General features: G+C 49.4%; 16 protein-coding genes. 11 read left to right on the plus strand and 5 right to left on the minus strand.

All coding sequences use genetic code 11. The features are described 5' to 3' along the window. Positions 1–59: 59 nt before the first annotated feature. Positions 60–833 (minus strand): hypothetical protein, encoded by a 774-nt coding sequence (locus B153_RS0110685; RefSeq protein WP_020596697.1) that lies wholly within the window; start codon positions 831–833, stop codon positions 60–62. A gap of 161 nt (positions 834–994) precedes the next feature. On the opposite strand from B153_RS0110685, the gene B153_RS0110690 reads away from it, so the two are divergent. Continuing rightward, the gene (locus tag B153_RS0110690; protein ID WP_157634637.1) at positions 995–1690 is read left to right on the plus strand and encodes a DUF7010 family protein; all 696 of its coding nucleotides are present in this window, start codon (positions 995–997) and stop codon (positions 1688–1690) included. 70 nt (positions 1691–1760) lie between these two features. On the opposite strand, the gene nagB is transcribed toward B153_RS0110690, so the two are convergent. The 3 genes from nagB to B153_RS0110705 all read right to left on the minus strand — a co-directional run bounded on the left by nagB (position 1761) and on the right by B153_RS0110705 (position 5890). After that, positions 1761–3734: a glucosamine-6-phosphate deaminase gene (gene nagB / locus B153_RS0110695; protein WP_020596699.1), complete on the minus strand. Its 1974-nt coding sequence runs from the start codon at positions 3732–3734 to the stop codon at positions 1761–1763. 136 nt (positions 3735–3870) lie between these two features. Continuing rightward, positions 3871–5028 (minus strand): Gfo/Idh/MocA family protein, encoded by a 1158-nt coding sequence (locus B153_RS0110700; protein ID WP_020596700.1) that lies wholly within the window; start codon positions 5026–5028, stop codon positions 3871–3873. A 97-nt stretch (positions 5029–5125) separates the two neighbouring features. Beyond that, complete coding sequence (locus B153_RS0110705) at positions 5126–5890, minus strand: NUDIX hydrolase (protein WP_020596701.1); 765 nt, start codon at positions 5888–5890, stop codon at positions 5126–5128. A 168-nt stretch (positions 5891–6058) separates the two neighbouring features. On the opposite strand from B153_RS0110705, the gene B153_RS0110710 reads away from it, so the two are divergent. The 9 genes from B153_RS0110710 to B153_RS0110750 all read left to right on the plus strand — a co-directional run bounded on the left by B153_RS0110710 (position 6059) and on the right by B153_RS0110750 (position 14337). Continuing rightward, positions 6059–6565 (plus strand): (2Fe-2S)-binding protein, encoded by a 507-nt coding sequence (locus B153_RS0110710; protein ID WP_020596702.1) that lies wholly within the window; start codon positions 6059–6061, stop codon positions 6563–6565. Then, on the plus strand, positions 6562–8781 hold the full coding sequence (locus tag B153_RS0110715) for a xanthine dehydrogenase family protein molybdopterin-binding subunit (RefSeq protein ID WP_020596703.1): 2220 nt from the start codon (positions 6562–6564) through the stop codon (positions 8779–8781). The genes B153_RS0110710 and B153_RS0110715 overlap by 4 nt, the downstream gene beginning before the upstream one ends. An 81-nt stretch (positions 8782–8862) precedes the next feature. Next, positions 8863–10050, plus strand: a complete 1188-nt coding sequence (locus tag B153_RS0110720; protein WP_020596704.1) for an XdhC family protein — start codon at positions 8863–8865, stop codon at positions 10048–10050. Next, complete coding sequence (locus B153_RS0110725; protein WP_020596705.1) at positions 10047–10652, plus strand: nucleotidyltransferase family protein; 606 nt, start codon at positions 10047–10049, stop codon at positions 10650–10652. The genes B153_RS0110720 and B153_RS0110725 overlap by 4 nt, the downstream gene beginning before the upstream one ends. A 61-nt stretch (positions 10653–10713) precedes the next feature. After that, the gene (gene ruvX, locus B153_RS0110730; RefSeq protein ID WP_026262059.1) at positions 10714–11148 is read left to right on the plus strand and encodes a Holliday junction resolvase RuvX; all 435 of its coding nucleotides are present in this window, start codon (positions 10714–10716) and stop codon (positions 11146–11148) included. Positions 11149–11235: 87 nt separating this feature from the next. Continuing rightward, a complete protein-coding gene (gene def / locus B153_RS0110735) occupies positions 11236–11808 on the plus strand; it encodes a peptide deformylase (protein ID WP_020596707.1) in 573 nt (190 codons plus the stop codon). A gap of 78 nt (positions 11809–11886) precedes the next feature. After that, the gene (locus tag B153_RS0110740) at positions 11887–12669 is read left to right on the plus strand and encodes an amidohydrolase (protein ID WP_026262060.1); all 783 of its coding nucleotides are present in this window, start codon (positions 11887–11889) and stop codon (positions 12667–12669) included. A 6-nt stretch (positions 12670–12675) separates the two neighbouring features. Further along, entirely contained in the window at positions 12676–13476 is an 801-nt protein-coding gene (locus tag B153_RS0110745; RefSeq protein WP_020596709.1) for an HAD family hydrolase, read from the plus strand. A gap of 135 nt (positions 13477–13611) precedes the next feature. Then, entirely contained in the window at positions 13612–14337 is a 726-nt protein-coding gene (locus B153_RS0110750) for a hypothetical protein (protein ID WP_020596710.1), read from the plus strand. Here the strand turns inward: B153_RS0110750 and B153_RS0110755 are convergent. Beyond that, positions 14320–15000, minus strand: a complete 681-nt coding sequence (locus B153_RS0110755) for an HAD family hydrolase (RefSeq protein WP_020596711.1) — start codon at positions 14998–15000, stop codon at positions 14320–14322. The genes B153_RS0110750 and B153_RS0110755 overlap by 18 nt on opposite strands. A gap of 164 nt (positions 15001–15164) precedes the next feature. Between B153_RS0110755 and B153_RS0110760 the strand changes: the two genes are divergently transcribed. Then, complete coding sequence (locus B153_RS0110760; RefSeq protein ID WP_020596712.1) at positions 15165–16682, plus strand: DUF4301 family protein; 1518 nt, start codon at positions 15165–15167, stop codon at positions 16680–16682. Positions 16683–16765 lie beyond the last annotated feature (83 nt).

The raw sequence follows: 16765 nt of genomic DNA on the forward strand, positions 1-16765 counted from the left end.
AGAATAGCTAGCTAAAGGTAAAGCAAAAAGCGGGGAAAAATACATAACCTTAGGCCCAATCAACCAAACACTTTGGCCAGCTTTTTTTCCAGATCTTTTTCGAGTTTCAACAGCCCTTCTGTGTTGGGCAGGTAGGTGAGTGCCCTGTGATGCCGTAAATCGAACGGAATATCAGCTACTGACTGCGTAATAGGAATAACCAGTTTCCCCAGCGTATGCGCCACTCCGGTTTCGTAAAACACATTCGGATTGCGATCCGTAAAATCGGTAATCACCACCTGGGCCGTGAAAATCAGATCGAAAACGTCCTGGATCAGAATGCTGTTATCCCAGATATCGTCGGCCCGCTGGCAATCAATCTTCAGTTTGGCGCACACATTCCGAATAGCCGTGTATGTTCCCGAAAAACGGTTTTCGAACGGCATCATGACCGCCAGCGAATTACTATCGATGGGTTTATCCGGAATTCGAAACACATCGGGCGCAAAAGTTATAACCCGATCTGGAACACTAGCCTGAATGGTCGACACAAAATCAGGAGCGATACGGGTACTTCGCCCCAACAATGCCTTCTTGGTTTCAATAAACCGCTCTATTTCATACAAATTGCTAATACTCTCACTCATTAATTTAGAGAGTACCTGTAAGCTATTCCCCTCATAATCATCATCTTTAAAATCCAGACTGCGTAACAGACGCGGATGATCTTCGATCAGTTCCAGGCTGTCGGTCAGATAACCGACTTTGATCCAGTCTGACTTTGTAAAGTGATCGACAATAAACTCATGTAAGGCAAATAATCGAAGCGTTTTCTGTTTGTTCTGTCTGGTCATCTTTCTAACAATTACCCATTATAATATAACTACAATATATTTTATGCAAGTATATTCAAAAACTATATTATAACAGGTACTGAGCCTACACTTTAAATTTTTTCGTGTGTTTTGATGAAGCCTTTTTATCTACTACAGGCTGTTCATTTCATCGGTGTAAAATGGCTATTTATGATCTATATAGGCCATTCTATCGGTCTTTTTACATTAAAAAGGCTGAATGTGCTCTATATTTGGTAGTGCGATTAGTTAAAGAGCGCTTGAATCAAATGGATTTTAACCAGGACTTATTAAATCAGAAACGGCAGTTTTTCGTCAGTGCAAATGCGGGAATTTCTTTACCAGTGGCCGGAGCTATCTACTGGGCGGCCTTAGCCGTTGCAGGCTTTTACTTAAAACCTAATCAATGGACATTTGTAGCTTACTGTACCAGTGGCTTACTTTTTCCATTAGGGCTTGCCCTGCAAAAGCCATTTAAGGCAAATTTGATGGTAAAAAATCCCTTATCAGGGCTGATCCCTTACGCCCTTTTTTCCATGATGTTGAGCTGGGGTATTACTATCCCGGCCAGCAGTATCGACAAATCGCTGGTACCCTTGTGTCTGGCAATTGGTATGGGCATACACTGGCCCATTATTGGCTGGGTATATTCCAGTAAAGTATGCCAGCTCCATGCCCTGCTCAGAACGATACTCGTAGTCGCTTGCTGGTATTTACTTCCTGACGACCGCTTTACAATACTTCCTTTAGTTGTTTCGGCGCTTTATGTACTAACTGTGATTGGGTTAAAAATTGAGGTTAACCAGGCCAGGAAACAGGTCAGCCTTGGGTCGTCTTTAACCCTGATTACGCCCTGAAAGGCCATACCAATAAATATAAAAAAGCTCCTCCTTATGCAGAGAGGGGCTTTTTATTGACTTTATTTTCTTAGAAGCGCCAGCGAACAAAGGCTTCCATGGCTTCGTATTCGGCAAGGCCGAGTCGGTTGTAAAGACCGGCGGTGGCACTGTTTCGTTCTTCGGCCCGTTGCCAGAACTCCCGCGAGTCGGTACCCTGATACACCACGCCATCTTTCTGCGACTGGTGTTTGAAAATACCCAACCGCTTTTTCATTACCTGATCGGGCGACATGGGTACGGCCATTTCGATTTCGTGAATATCCCACTCGGCCCAGGCACCTCGGTAGAGCCATACCCAGCAGTCTTTCATGAAATTCTTATGCTTCAGACGGCGAACCGCTTCCATAACCGCATCCAGACAAACTTTGTGTGTACCGTGTGGGTCGGCCAGATCACCAGCCGCGTAGATTTGATGAGGCTTAATTTTTTCGATCAAGTCCATCGTAATCTTAATATCTTCTTCGCTGATCGGCTTTTTCGCTACCGTTCCGGTTTCGTAGAAAGGCATATTCATAAAATGCGCATTCTCGACCGGGATACCCACAAACCGACAGGTCGATTTGGCTTCACCCATTCGAATAAGTCCTTTTACATAACGTACTTCGGGGGTATCAACTTCACTGTCTTTTTTCTCGCGCAACGAAGCAGCCGCATCATGGAAAATCCGGGTGGCTTCGGGGCTATTGATACCAAACTTCGCGTTAAAATCAACCACATAGTCGGCAAAACGCAGGGCTTCGTCATCCGCTACTGCAATGTTGCCCGAGGTCTGATAGCCTATGTGAACTTCATGCCCCTGATCGCGCAGACGCTGGAACGTACCGCCCATCGAAATAATGTCGTCGTCGGGGTGCGGGCTGAAAATCAGGCAACGCTTATGCGCCGGTAATGCCCGTTCAGGACGGTTGGTATCGTCGGCATTCGGCTTTCCGCCGGGCCAGCCCGTAATGGTATGCTGAAGCTGATTGAAAACGTCGATATTGATGTCGTAAGCCTGACCATACTGGGCCAGCAGGTCGCTCATCCCGTTGTCGTTGTAATCCCGGTCGGTCAGTTTCAGAACGGGTTTTCCCAAGGTCAATGAAAGATGGGTGACCGCCTTTTTCTTCATTTTGTTGTCCCAAACAACCGAATCCACCAACCAGGGTGTTTTCATGCGGGTCAACTCCGACGCAGCTGCTTCGTCGATCACAAACAAGGAGTTTGGATGCGTTTGCAGGTACGATGCAGGGTTCAGTTCCGTAACAAGACCTTCTACAGCACCTCGAATAACAGGAGCTTTACGCTCACCCCAGGCTAACAATACGACTCGCCGGGCGCTCAAAATACTCGCTACCCCCATCGTAATGGCTTTTCGGGGCGTTTTGGCCAGGCCACCAAAATCGACCGATGCGGCTGCCCGCGTCGAGTTATCGAGCATCATCAAGCGGGTATGCGAGTTGATGAGCGACCCCGGTTCGTTGAATCCAATGTGGCCATTACCGCCAATACCCAGCAGCTGAAAATCCAGTCCACCCGCTGCTTCGATAGCGGCTTCGTACTGTTTTGAAAACTCTGCTACTTTATCGGTCCGAAGAGTTCCGTCGGGCACGTGGTAGTTTCCCTGTGGAATATCGACATGATCGAACAACTGCTCCCGCATAAACCGCCAGTAGCTTTGGATCGAATCGGGCTCCATTGGGTAGTACTCATCCAGATTGAATGAAACTACGTTATGAAAGCTCAACCCTTCTTCCCGGTGCATCCGAATCAGTTCGGCATAGACCGTTTTAGGCGATGAGCCAGTTGCCAACCCCAATACGCAGGGTTTACCTTCGCTTTGCTTCTTGCGAATCAGATCAGCAATTTCCTGTGCCACAGCCCGCGATGCGTCTTTCGCATCAGCGTAGATATGGGTGGGAATTTTTTCATACGTGATGGCCGATTGGATAGGGCCACCTGAGGGTGTTGCACTCGACGACAAGCCGTCTGGATTGTCGAGAATAGTTGACTCCGTGATCATGCGTTATGCGGAGAAAGATGGTTTAGCAGCCGCAAATGTCGCAAAATTTTAAGCAGTTTGCAGCACTCTTTGTGCTCAAGACTAAGTTTTTTAAATTTTTTAATAATTAAAACCACCTAATCGCTAGCGGGTTATCTTATCGGCGCGCCAGTTGGTCAGCGATTGTTGCCGTTTTCAGCGATTCCAGCCCATTCTCTTCCTGAATAATGCGATGCGTACCCGGATAGTGAATCGCCCGAAGCTGATCCTGAAACATGAGCCGGAGTAATTCACTGTAGATGTGCTGCTTTTCATCGCCAAAGCCAAAGCGAAGTTCGATCTGCTGATACGCATCGAAGGTTTTGTGGCGGCCGCGTAACGGTCTGTCTTTGCCACCTATATTGGCTGTAACGTTCAATTGTGCCCCCGGAAATAAGTCCATAAGCGCACGCGTCGTTTCTTCATCGACTGCACACCGCATAATCATCCGGGTTGGTACCCATTCGAACAGTGTAATATCGCCACGTTCGAAAAGGAGCCGCATTTCCTGCCGATCCATACGACCTGTCTGAGTAAACCCGTGATAGAAGTTAACTAGTTTCCGGCCGCTCTCGTCGTCACCATATTCAACAATTGCCTGCACCTGATCTTCTAGGTCAGCGCTATGGGGTCGCTTTACTACCTGAGCCGCTTTAACAATACCTTCACCAAGCCATCCGGCAAACATGTCGAAGAAGTGGACGCCGTGCTCGATGAAAATACCTCCGCTTTTGCTACGGTCCCAGAACCAGTGTTCGGGAGAAAGCCCTTCATCGCCCGCATAATTTTCGAAATACCCATGCAGAAAATCCCCCAGCAGTTTTTTATCGATCAGGTGCTTGATTCGGGCAAACATAGGATTGTATCGCTGCATCAGGTTCGTCACCATCAACAGCCCCTTTTGCCGGGCGGTATCGATCATTTCCTGCCCCTGTTCGGGATTCATAGCCAGCGGCTTCTCGCAGATCACGTGCTTGCCCGCATTCAATGCCAGCATAGCCTGCTCATAATGCAGAAATGGGGGCGTAGCAATATAAACAATGTCGACCTCAGGATGATTGACCAGTTCCTCCAAACTACCAAGTTGTTCTGCCCCAAACCGTTTGGCAACCGTAGCTGCTTCCTCCCGCTTTGATCCGGCAATGGCAACCAGCCGGGCATGAAGGCCATCGGGGAAACCAACCTGCAAAAACTGTTGAACGGCAAACAGGCCGAACCCACCCATTCCAATCACGCCAAGCCCTAACTCCTGCGCAGAATTTGCATTTGTGTCCATATAATCATTGTTGTATTCATGGAAACAACTGCGCATTACGTATGAATGTTGGCTCACTCAGACCACGAGTTAGAGAGGGCTACTCACAGACAACCCGTTAAATGAAAATCAGATTTCCGTTTACGAGTGCTTTCTGGTAGTTTTCCGCATCGAACTGATAGAGGTAAGGGGCCTTGTGGGGGGCTCCTGTCCGGCGTTCGCCGAGCCGTTTCAGGATGTTTAATCCGGTTATCTTCTTATGAAAATTGCGAGCATCCAGTACCCGGCCCAGTACCGCTTCGTATAGGCGCTGTAGCTCAGGAATCGTAAATTTTTCGGGCATCAGATTTAGGCCAATGGGTTGCCAGTTTAGTTGAAGCCGAATCGTTTTGAGGGCTACCTCCACTATATCCCGGTGATCGTAGAGCAACGAGGGCAGTTCACCCACATCCCACCAACTACATTCGTCCGACATAAAATCGAAGGTAGGTGTCACTTTCGTATAGTCGACCAGTGCGTAATAACCTGCCGATATCGTCCGCTTGGGCCATCGACTGCCAAATGGGAAGGGAATTTGCTGCCGTTGCCAGGTATCCTGCCAATCGTACCGAACGGCTTCACCAAATAAATGAAATTGCTGAAGATAAATCTGAGCCAGGCCAGTCCGTTCGCGTAATACCCGTTCGGCAGCCGTATCGACCGATTCGTCCTTGTAGATAAATCCGCCCGGTAAACACCACTCGTTGGTATCTTTCCAGCGTAGTAGTAACACCTTTAGCCGGGTATCATGAAAACCGAAGATGACACAGTCGAGCGATAGTCCTAAAATGCACTCTTCGGCAATGGTCTGGAAGTAGGTCGTTAATTGTTCAGGAAAAGTCATGGGGGAAAGTTAAAACGCTTTCTGTCATTTTGGTAACGCCAGTAACTCACTAATTAAAATCCCTGGCCCGGTCACACACCCGCTGTTGCCCAAAACGGATTACGTTTCAGCTATATTTTTGTATCTTTCCGTCTATAAACGCATTTTTAACCCCTATCCTTATTCGTTATGGCTGCGGTAAAGCTAACGATTAATAATCAGGCGCATACACTGGACATTGATCCTCAAATGCCCTTACTCTGGGCCATTCGGGATGTTGTCGGGCTAACAGGCACTAAATTTGGCTGTGGTATTGCGCAATGCGGAGCCTGTACAGTGCATCTGGATGGCAACCCGATCCGTTCCTGTAGTTTTCCGGTCTCGGCGGCTGCGGGTCATAAAATCACGACCATCGAAGGTATTTCGAAAAATGGCGACCATCCGGTTCAAAAAGCCTGGATCGAACATCAGGTGCCGCAGTGTGGCTATTGCCAGTCGGGCCAGATCATGTCGGCACTGGCCTTACTGAAACAGACCCCCAAACCAACCGACGCCGATATTGATGCCGCCATGCAGGGAAACATCTGCCGCTGTGGTACCTACAATCGAATCCGTCAGGCCATTCATACGGCATCGGCCGAAATGACCTCCGCTCCCAAACTACCCAAATCCGCCCCTAAAATCGGTGAACGATGAGCCATAATCCGAAACAATCCGAATCGAACCCCTCCCGTCGGGCTTTTCTGAGAGCAGCCGGATTGACGGGAGCCACCTTTGCGCTGGGCCTTTCGAACACCGATCTGCTGGCGAGCCCGGTCCATAACCTGAGTACCCAGCCTGGACTGGCCCAGCCCGAAACGCTGCTGGCCGAATCGGCCGAGTTAACGCCCTATGTACTGATCGATAAATCGGGACAGATCACCCTGATGAACCCCCGTCCCGAAATTGGTCAGGGTACATTCCAGTCGGTTCCGGCACTGATTGCCGAAGAGCTGGAAGTGCCGCTTGACAAAGTCATTATTCGGCAAACGGGTGGCGAGAAGAAGTATGGTGGTATGTGGTCGCAGGCGGTGGGCGGTAGCGGCTCCATCCGGGGTGGCTATACGCAGATGCGGAAGGTTGGCGCTTCGGCCCGCGAGATGCTCATCAAAGCCGCCAGCGACCAGTGGAACGTACCCGCAGACGAATGCTATGCCGATAATGCGACCGTTGTTCACAAACCTTCCGGCAAAAAACTAACCTACGGGCAACTGGCCGAAACAGCTGCTAAACTTCCTGTACCGAAAGAGCCGAAACTGAAAGATCCCAAACAGTTCACGATGCTGGGCAAGTCGATTCCCCGGCCCGATGTACCACCAAAGGTGAATGGCCAGGCGAAGTTCGGTATGGATGCCAAAGTGGCGGGTATGCTGTACGCGTCCATCGAACGGTGCCCGGTGCTGGGTAGCAAACTCGTTAGCTTCGACGCTGCTCAGGCACTGAAGGTCAAAGGCGTTCAGAAAGCCGTGAAAGTGGAGCGGATCATGGGAAAGAACCACTACGAAGGCGTTGCCGTTCTGGCCGATAATTACTGGGCCGCGTTACAGGGTCGGAAAGCTCTCAAGATTCAGTGGGATCATCAGCATCATGATACGTTTAACTCAGCCGACTACGAAAAAAGCCTGCGTAATCTGGAGAAGGCCGACGGGGTAGTAGGTCACAACGTGGGCGATTTCGACAAAACCTTTGCCGAATCCCCGACCAGGCTGGAAGCGTTCTACGAAACCCCTATGGTGAGCCACTCTCCCATGGAGCCGATGAACGCTTTGGCGCATTACCAGCCCGGCGATAAAATTGAACTTTGGGTATCAACGCAAGGGGGCGATCTGGTCAAGGATGAGGTTGCGAAGGTATTGAAGGTATCGCCCGATAATGTCACCGTCCATGTGCTGTTTAACGGTGGCGGTTTTGGCCGTCGGCTTACCCAGGATTTCGCCACGGAAGCGGCTTTGTTATCGAAAACGGTTGGCAAACCTGTAAAAGTTGTCTGGACTCGGGAAGATGATACGAGCCTGGGTCCTTTCCGGCCCCTCACATTCTCGGCTATGCGTGGCGCCTTGTCGGCCGATGGAAAAGCGGTTGCTTTTCAGCACAAGGTTATCTCGCCCTCTATCGACGCGACGATGAGCGAGAAATACGATAAAACCAAACCCGACGGCACCATGCTCGAAGGAACGGGTGAGCAGAAATATGAGATCCCAAACCTGAGTACTCGCTACGTTCATTCAGACATTCATATTCCACTTACCTACTGGCGATCAGTGACCAGTTCGACGGTTGCTTTTGCGCACGAGTGCTTTCTGGACGAAATGGCTCACAAAGCCGGGAAAGACCCAATGGCTTTCCGACTGAGTTTGCTGACCAAAGACACCGACGCCAAACGAATGATGACCAAACTGAAAGAGGTTTCGGGTTGGGACAAACCACTGCCTGCTGGAAAAGGTCGGGGTGTAGCCCAGTGGGAATTCTTTGCGGGTCTGGCTGGGCAGGTGGTCGAAGTCTCGAAAAACAAATCGGGCGGCATCACCGTTGACAAAGTCTATTGCGTTATTGACCTCGGTACGGTGGTTAACCCCGATACCGTAAAGGCGCAGGTAGAAGGTGCCATTGCTATGGCCCTGACAGCCGCCACCAAAGACGGGATTACGTTCGCTAACGGCCGAACGGTTCAGACGAATTTTGATGCCAACCGGATGTTACGTATCCACGAAATGCCCGAAGTAGAGGTTCATATTCTGGCTGAAGGCGGTCCTACCATCAAAGGCGTTGGCGAACCCGGTTTGCCACCCCTGGCTCCTGCCCTGGCCAATGCGGTATTTGCGGCCACAGGCAAGCGAATTCGTACGTTACCGTTTGATTTAGAGAAGGTATAAAGTATTGTCTGGTGTCTGTAGGTTATGGGTTAACAGGACTTATGGGTCTACCGCTAACCTACAGACATCCAACCTGAAACCATGAAAGAAATAACCCGCATTGTTGACGTTTTTGAGCAGATCGATTTTTCGCAGCGAAAAGCCGCCTTGGCAACCGTCGTCTGGGTCGAAGGGTCGTCGTATCGACGGCCTGGAGCCCGAATGCTCATTACGGACGACGGACGTTGGGAAGGGGCCATCAGTGGTGGTTGTCTGGAAGGAGATGCCTTACGCAAAGCCCGGCAGGTCATGCTCGATGGCCAGCCGATTGTGGTTACTTACGATACCATGGACGATGGGGCGAATAGCTTTGGGGTAGGCCTGGGCTGCAACGGCATTATCGACGTACTGATTGAACCTATTAATCCAGCCTACGCGCAAAATCCAATCGCTTTTCTGAAAGAGTTTGCCCAAAAACGCGACGTCCGTGCCCTGGCTACGGTTCTCAAAAGCGATGGTACAAATGTATTCCCCGGAAAACGGTATGTGCTGACCGGATTCGCTGATGAGTCGGTACCCACCTGGCTCAAGCCCGATATGGAAGAGGTCTTTGATTTGGGAAAGCCCCTAACAAAAGGCTATACCGTTGGCCTGGAAACGGTCGACGTGTTTATTGAGCGGATTGATCCGGGCATTGAATTGGTCATTTTCGGCGCCGGATACGATGTCATTCCAGTCGCCAAACTCGCCCGCGACCTGGGTTGGCAGGTAACCGTTACCGACGACTGTATTGCGCACCTTTCGCCCAAACGGTTCCCGGCCGCTACCTGTGTTCTGTACGCCGATCGGCAGGTGGTGCTCGACCAACTAACCATTACAGATCGTACAGCCGCCGTACTGATGTCGCACAATTTCAACTACGACCGGGCGGTGTTGCAGGAGCTTCTTAAAACCGACGTTCCGTATATTGGTATACTGGGTCCCCGAAAACGGTTCGACAAAATGCAGGATGAGTTTGCCAAAGATCGGTTGTCTTTCTCAGAAGCTCAGTTGAACCGTGTGCATTCACCGATTGGGCTGGATTTAGGTGCCGAAACACCCGACGAAATTGCCCTTTCCATCATCGCCGAAGTAAAAGCATTCTTCACCAAACGGACGGGTAGCTTTCTGAAGGACAAGACGGGCCCCATTCATGAACGGGTTTCGGGAAATGCGGCTGGGTATGGCCGACTGGGCACATCGATCAATCTGGAAGACATCGGTGCAGGTACAGTCGGGCTGGACGCATGAATCTGGCAACGATCATCCTGGCTGCGGGTGCCTCTAGCCGATTGGGTGGGCAACCAAAACAGCTTCTGGTGCAGAACGGCATTCCCCTGGTTCAACGTATTGTTCAAACGACATTATCGCTGGAAGCAGGGCCCGTCATCGTTGTACTGGGTGCAAATCAGTCGCTCATTCTACCTGAAATCCAGCATCTTCCAGTCCAAATTGCAACGAATCCAAACTGGCAGGAAGGTTTAGCTTCTTCACTACATGTTGGTCTGAACAGCTTGCCTCAAGACTCTATCGACTATTTTCTGGTTCTTCTGACCGATCAGCCCTTTGTTACGGCAGAGCTATTGCAAACGCTTATTACAACCCAGCAACGAACCGGCAAAGGCATCGTTGCCTGTCGGTATGGCAATCCTGACCATTTAGGTGTACCCGCCTTGTTTTCAATGAGCTACCGACCGGCTTTCATGAAACTCTCTGGCGATGTGGGGGCGCGTAAACTTATACAGCAACATGCGGATGATTGTGCCGAAGTCGGTTTTGACCTGGGTACCATCGACCTGGATACCTGGGCCGATGTGGAGGCATGGCAGAAGAGAGCACTTACTCGCTCATAACCGCATCCTGGCCCCGCGCTCCTTGCACTCTGCCTTCAGCCTTCGTACCTTTGTTACCGAAATGGCAAGACTATTAGCTATCGATTATGGTTCGAAACGGACGGGTATTGCTGTCACAGATCCTTTGCAGTTAATTGCATCGGCCCTGGAAACGGTACCCTCTCACGAAGTATTGAAGTTTTTAAAAACCTATACGCAGCGTGAACCTGTCGAAGCGTTTATCGTAGGCTTGCCTAAAGGATTAGATGGTGCCGATACGGATAATACGGCGCGGGTTCGGAAATTTGTAACGCATTTGCAAAATGCCTTCCCCGACACGCCAATCCACTGGCACGACGAACGGTTTACGTCGGTAATGGCTTTACAGGCAATGATTGCTGGAGGAAGTACCAAAAAAGACCGACGCGAAAAAGGTAATATCGACAAAGTGAGTGCCGCCATCATCCTACAATCGTACATGGAAAGCAACCATCTGAACCGGGATTTATTAGATTAAACTGATTTACAGGATTTTGCTCCTACTAGTAGGCCAATCCTGTAAATCCGTTTAATCCTGAAAATCCTGGTTCAGACAATTAAATTTATGATACTCCCAATAATTGCCTACGGCGACCCCGTTTTACGGAAGCGGGCCAAAGATATTGAACCCGGTAGCATCGACGTAAAAGCGTTGAGCGACAATATGTTCGAAACCATGTACGCGGCTTCGGGGGTTGGTTTGGCTGCTCCACAGATTGGGCAAAGTATTCGGATGTTTGTGGTCGATGGCTCCCCGATGAATGAAGATGAACCCGAAGAAGACATTGATAAGAGCCTGATTGATTTCAAAAAAGTGTTTATCAATCCCGAAATTATCGAAGAAGCGGGCGATGACTGGGGGTTTGAAGAAGGCTGCCTGAGCATCCCAGGCATTCGGGGAGAGGTATTCCGGCCCGAAATCGTCGTTATCCGTTACTTCGACACCGACTGGAACGAACATGAAGAAGAATACGATGGTATGGCTGCCCGGATTATTCAACATGAGTACGACCACCTCGAAGGCAAACTGTTTACCGATTACCTGCCCCCTATCCGTCGGACACTCATTAAGAAAAAACTGACCGACATTTCAAAAGGCAAAACCGACGCGGAGTACAAAATGAAATTTCCAAAGTAAATGGCCTAGGACATAGAGGTTTGGGCAAAGGGTAAATGAACCCCTGCGGCTCATGCCCCGTGCCCTATGCCTCATGCCATGAACATAACCCTCCTCCAAACCAACCTGTATTGGCAAGACCCCGTGGCTAACCGGGCTATGCTGGAGGAACGTATATTCGGTCTGGCAGAGCCTACCGACCTGATCGTACTCCCCGAAATGTTTACGACGGGCTTTACAATGGATGCCGCTTCGGTTGCCGAACCGATGAACCTGACGACTTTTCGATGGCTTAAGCAGATGGCTGCGCAAACAGGGGCTGTTGTAACGGGGAGCTACGTAGTAAAGGAAGCGGGAAAGTTCTTCAATCGGCTTATCTGGATGCAGCCCGATGGGCAGTTCGACACCTACGACAAACGGCATCTGTTTCGTATGGCGGGTGAAGATACCATATATACAGCCGGAGACCGACGGATTATTAAAGAGTGGAAAGGCTGGCGAATCTGCCCGCTTATTTGCTACGATCTTCGGTTTCCGGTATGGAGCCGGAATACGGATGGCCAATCGCAGGAGTTTGCCTACGATCTGCTTCTGTATGTAGCCAACTGGCCAGCCGTTCGTCGGGCGCCCTGGAATACGCTTCTACAGGGACGGGCCATCGAAAACCTGGCTTACGTTGCGGGAGTCAATCGCGTGGGTACCGATGGAAACGGACACCCCTACTCTGGCGACTCAGCCATCATTGATTTTAAGGGAGAGGTACTAGCCCGACATACCGATGTCGAAATCGCCCATCAACAAACACTCTCTCTGGACGACCTCAACGCGTTCCGCCAGAAATTCCCGGCCAATCTGGACGCTGATGCCTTCATCATTCAATAGGAGATTATGAAGATCTTATCAGTGATACCCAGGAAACTCTTCGCATTCGACCTCGACGGTACACTGCTTAGACGTGACAAAACCCTCTCTAATAGAACCATTCGTGCTATTAATCAACTGGTCGAAAAAGGGCATTTAGTTAGCATAGCAACCGCTCGTCCGCCCCGAGATGTTGCCAGCCTTCTGACCGATGTTATTACGTATCACTATTGCATCTGCTATAATGGGGCAGAAGTGTACAAAGGCCGCACCCGAATTGCCCAGTATGCTATTCGGCCAGATTTAGCCTATAGCCTTGTTCAGGAGCTGGCTAAGATTAGGCATGACTTATTCATTGGGGTCGAATCTGACGATACATTTCATGTAAATCGATCGCCTGCCCATTTATTTGGTGAAGTCCCTTACCAGCAAATCGCTTTCTCAGATCAGCAACATCCGGTTTTTAGCCGAGGAATCACCAAAATTATCCATGAAGGCTTAGGCACTTCGTCTGAAACAGTTACGCTTCAATCTATACAAGATGCTTGTTCGGTCACCCATACGGACAACGGCGCTATTGTGCAGATTATGGCACAGGGTGTAAACAAATGGGCTGCACTTCAAACCATTTCTTTACGCGAAAACGTAACCACTCAGGATATTGTCGCTTTTGGTGATGATCATAATGACCTCGCCATGCTGACCTCCTGCGGTATGGGCGTCGCAATGGCCAATGCTACTGTGTCTGTATTAGCAGCCTCTGTATTCAGAACCTCATCAAACGACGACGAGGGTGTCGCCTTATTTCTGGAAAAGAATTTCCTATAATAGGCCACTAACCTTCTGCCTATCAACGGCTTAAAAAACGATTAATTTTAGCTATTTCCTAAGAAATAACAGGCTCAAAGTGTTTTCAGTAACTACATTCGCTCATGACATTTTAGTTACAATTCACTACAGATTATGAAACACGTAGCCTGTTTGTTCTGTATTGTGCTCTGTCTGCATACCCAGCACGTATGTACTGCCCAGGGCCAGCGCCCCTATCGGGTTATTACCCAGGATGAAACAGGGCGATTAGTTACTGTTGAGAATTTTAAGCCTACCTGGTATTCACCCACATATTTAGGAACGCCCTACCTAAACGACCAGGTTTGGCACTATGGCTATTTGGTCTATCGAAATCAGCATAAAGTTCCTGCCGCCATTGCCTACAACCTTGTGACCGACCAGATATACTGTGCCTTAGACGATTCTGTTGGGATAATACAGGCCCTACCGGATGAATTTTTGTTTGAAGGTCGACGGTTTATCAGCGATCCTTACAAAGTACTAGGTATACAACGGGTGACCTACTATGAGGTTTTGTATGATGGCAATACGAAGCTATTCTGCCGCTGGAGTAAGCAGTTCCGACCGATAGACCGCAAGTTGTATACCCGACGGACACCAATTGAAGACCGATTCGACGGCAAATACGTATTATGGAAAGACTATTATCTCCAGAAAGCAGGAGACCGACCGCGCTTTATCATCCCTACTGAGTATTCGCTCAGCCGCGTTTTGACCAATATGGGGCCCGAACTGGCTGATTTTATTGCTGCTCATTCGCAGAACCTGACCGATCAGGTTCTGGTGGAAGCCCTTATGCAGTACGATAAACGGTATAGTTCAGAACAAAGCCAGTAGCTCACGGGCACTTTCCAGCGTGGTAAACGATTTGCCGACTAATTGCTCATCCTCTACCCGTTCGTGAATCCAGGTCACCGAATATGGAATATGAATCGCGTGTCCGCCAATATGCACGACCGGCAGGATGTCGGATTTCAGTGAATTACCAATCATAATAAAATTGGCGGGCTTCACATTGTATTTCTGCAACACCCGCTCATACGCCTGCTCGTTCTTTTCGGAAACGATTTCCATGTGCTTAAAATAATGTCCCAGGCCCGAACGCGCTATTTTACTCTCCTGATCGAACAGATCACCTTTGGTCAGCAACATCAGATCAAAGTTTTTGGAAAGTGTTTCGAGCACTTCAGGAATTCCATCCAGCACATCAATTGGATAGTCGATCAGCTGGCGTCCGGTATCGATAATCTGCTGAATTTCGGAGCCCGTTATGGCCCCGTCAGTTAATTCAATAGCCGTTTCGATCATCGACAGAATAAAACTCTTGGCTCCATACCCAAACAGGTTCATGTTGCGCATCTGCGTTTCATAAAATCGGCTCGAAAGTGTCTCTTCATCAATATGATGTGCCAGCAAATCACATAACTTTTGCTTTACATCTACGTAGTTGGGTTCGTTGACCCAAAGCGTGTCGTCGGCGTCGAAAGCAATTAGTTTCATGGCAATGTATTAGTTTAGAGCCCGGTAAAGGGTCGTGATGAAGAAATGACTTAAGGACGGCAAAATTGGCATTTATTTATGTGTTTTTGCAATAATTTGATTTGCGTCCTATTGTCGAAATCCGCAATTTGCCAACGTTCTAAACGCTATTTCATCTTATTGCTATGCAGTTTACTGAGCAGGATCAGGACCAGATTCTGGTACAGGGGGTAACTCTGGACCAGATTGACCAGCAAATACAGCACTTCGTAGAAGGCTTTCCATACCTGAATGTCATTAAGGCCGCTACCATTGGCGATGGCATCGTTCGCGTACCCGACGACCAGATCACGGCTTACATTCATCGTTTCGACGAGGCAGCCCATGAACGCGATCTGGTCAAATTTGTACCCGCGTCGGGAGCCGCCACCCGGATGTTTAAGTCCTTGTTTGCCGCTCTGGATGGGAAGTCCGATAAGTCGGTTGACGAAGTCTTTGCCCGCATTACGGATTTTGCCTTCTATGACGACCTAAAAGCCGCTATGGCCGCTGATGGTCTGGATCTGGACAAAGCAGTGGCCGACAACGACCGCAAAACCGTACTGACCTATCTGCTGACCGATAAAGGATTGGACTACGGCAGCCTTCCCAAAGGTTTGCTCAAATTTCACCAGTACATCGATGGCCCCCGCACTCCCGTTGAAGAGCATCTGGTTGAGGGCGCAGCCTATGCCAATGCCGATGGTCTGGTAAAACTCCACTTTACGGTATCGCCTGAACATCGTTCCCGTTTCGAACAGCTTATCGACGAGCAAAAAGCCGATTACGAAGCCTGGCTGGGCGTTACTTTTGATATTTCATTCTCAGAGCAGAAAAAATCGACCGATACCATCTCGGTCAATATGGACAATTCGCCTTTCCGTAATGCCGACGGTTCGTTGCTATTCCGTCCGGCAGGGCATGGGGCATTGATCGAGAATCTCAACGATATTCATGCCGACATTGTGTTTATCAAGAACATCGACAATGTGGTGCCGGATGAAATCAAGGAACCAACCATCACTTACAAAAAAGTATTAGCTGCGGTATTGCTCGATGCACAACAGCAGATCGCCCGTTTGCAGGGACTTCTGGACTCGGAAGATGTAAGTGAGGGGTATTTGGCCGAAGCCGATGAACTATTCCGCCGAACCTTGTTCACGTTGCCACCAGATGGATTCGACAGTTTATCGAACGAGGAAAAAGTGGCCTATTTCCAACGGAAGCTGGATCGGCCGGTGCGTGTATGCGGTATGGTGAAAAACGTAGGTGAACCCGGTGGTGGACCATTCTGGGCCCGGAATCAGGATGGATCGGTTTCGCTGCAAGTGGTTGAATCAGCTCAGATCGATCTGGGCAATCCGGGCCAAAAAGCCATTTTTGACGAAGCCACCCACTTCAACCCTGTCGATTTGGTATGCGGCCTGAATGACCGTCATGGTCGAAAGTATGATCTACCTGCTTACCGTGACCCACTAACGGGCTTCATTACGGCAAAATCGAAAGATGGGAAGGACTTAAAGGCGCAGGAACTACCCGGTCTCTGGAATGGGGCTATGGCCGACTGGAACACCATTTTTGTTGAGGTTCCGCTGATTACCTTTAATCCGGTAAAAACGGTTAACGACCTGCTTCGGAAAGAACACCAGCCAGCCGAAGAGTAAACCGACAATCCTATAAAGAAGGAAGCGTGGCTACGGAGCTGTTGGGTTTGACCATCTGTCAATCACTAAGCAGTTCCGTAGCC

Origin of the sequence: Spirosoma panaciterrae DSM 21099 (assembly GCF_000374025.1) — a bacterium.
In the GTDB taxonomy this organism is placed as follows: domain Bacteria; phylum Bacteroidota; class Bacteroidia; order Cytophagales; family Spirosomataceae; genus Spirosoma; species Spirosoma panaciterrae.

Bases quoted from the DNA above. Each gene is read 5' to 3' on its own strand.
- B153_RS0110690 (WP_157634637.1), top strand. From the start codon at position 995: ATGGCTATTTATGATCTATATAGGCCATTCTATCGGTCTTTTTACATT.
- nagB (WP_020596699.1), bottom strand. From the start codon at position 3,734: ATGATCACGGAGTCAACTATTCTCGACAATCCAGACGGCTTGTCGTCG.
- B153_RS0110740 (WP_026262060.1), top strand. From the start codon at position 11,887: ATGAACATAACCCTCCTCCAAACCAACCTGTATTGGCAAGACCCCGTG.
- def (WP_020596707.1), top strand. From the start codon at position 11,236: ATGATACTCCCAATAATTGCCTACGGCGACCCCGTTTTACGGAAGCGG.
- B153_RS0110755 (WP_020596711.1), bottom strand. From the start codon at position 15,000: ATGAAACTAATTGCTTTCGACGCCGACGACACGCTTTGGGTCAACGAA.
- B153_RS0110710 (WP_020596702.1), top strand. From the start codon at position 6,059: ATGGCTGCGGTAAAGCTAACGATTAATAATCAGGCGCATACACTGGAC.
- B153_RS0110725 (WP_020596705.1), top strand. From the start codon at position 10,047: ATGAATCTGGCAACGATCATCCTGGCTGCGGGTGCCTCTAGCCGATTG.
- ruvX (WP_026262059.1), top strand. From the start codon at position 10,714: ATGGCAAGACTATTAGCTATCGATTATGGTTCGAAACGGACGGGTATT.
- B153_RS0110715 (WP_020596703.1), top strand. From the start codon at position 6,562: ATGAGCCATAATCCGAAACAATCCGAATCGAACCCCTCCCGTCGGGCT.
- B153_RS0110700 (WP_020596700.1), bottom strand. From the start codon at position 5,028: ATGGACACAAATGCAAATTCTGCGCAGGAGTTAGGGCTTGGCGTGATT.
- B153_RS0110685 (WP_020596697.1), bottom strand. From the start codon at position 833: ATGACCAGACAGAACAAACAGAAAACGCTTCGATTATTTGCCTTACAT.
- B153_RS0110745 (WP_020596709.1), top strand. From the start codon at position 12,676: ATGAAGATCTTATCAGTGATACCCAGGAAACTCTTCGCATTCGACCTC.
- B153_RS0110760 (WP_020596712.1), top strand. From the start codon at position 15,165: ATGCAGTTTACTGAGCAGGATCAGGACCAGATTCTGGTACAGGGGGTA.
- B153_RS0110705 (WP_020596701.1), bottom strand. From the start codon at position 5,890: ATGACTTTTCCTGAACAATTAACGACCTACTTCCAGACCATTGCCGAA.
- B153_RS0110720 (WP_020596704.1), top strand. From the start codon at position 8,863: ATGAAAGAAATAACCCGCATTGTTGACGTTTTTGAGCAGATCGATTTT.
- B153_RS0110750 (WP_020596710.1), top strand. From the start codon at position 13,612: ATGAAACACGTAGCCTGTTTGTTCTGTATTGTGCTCTGTCTGCATACC.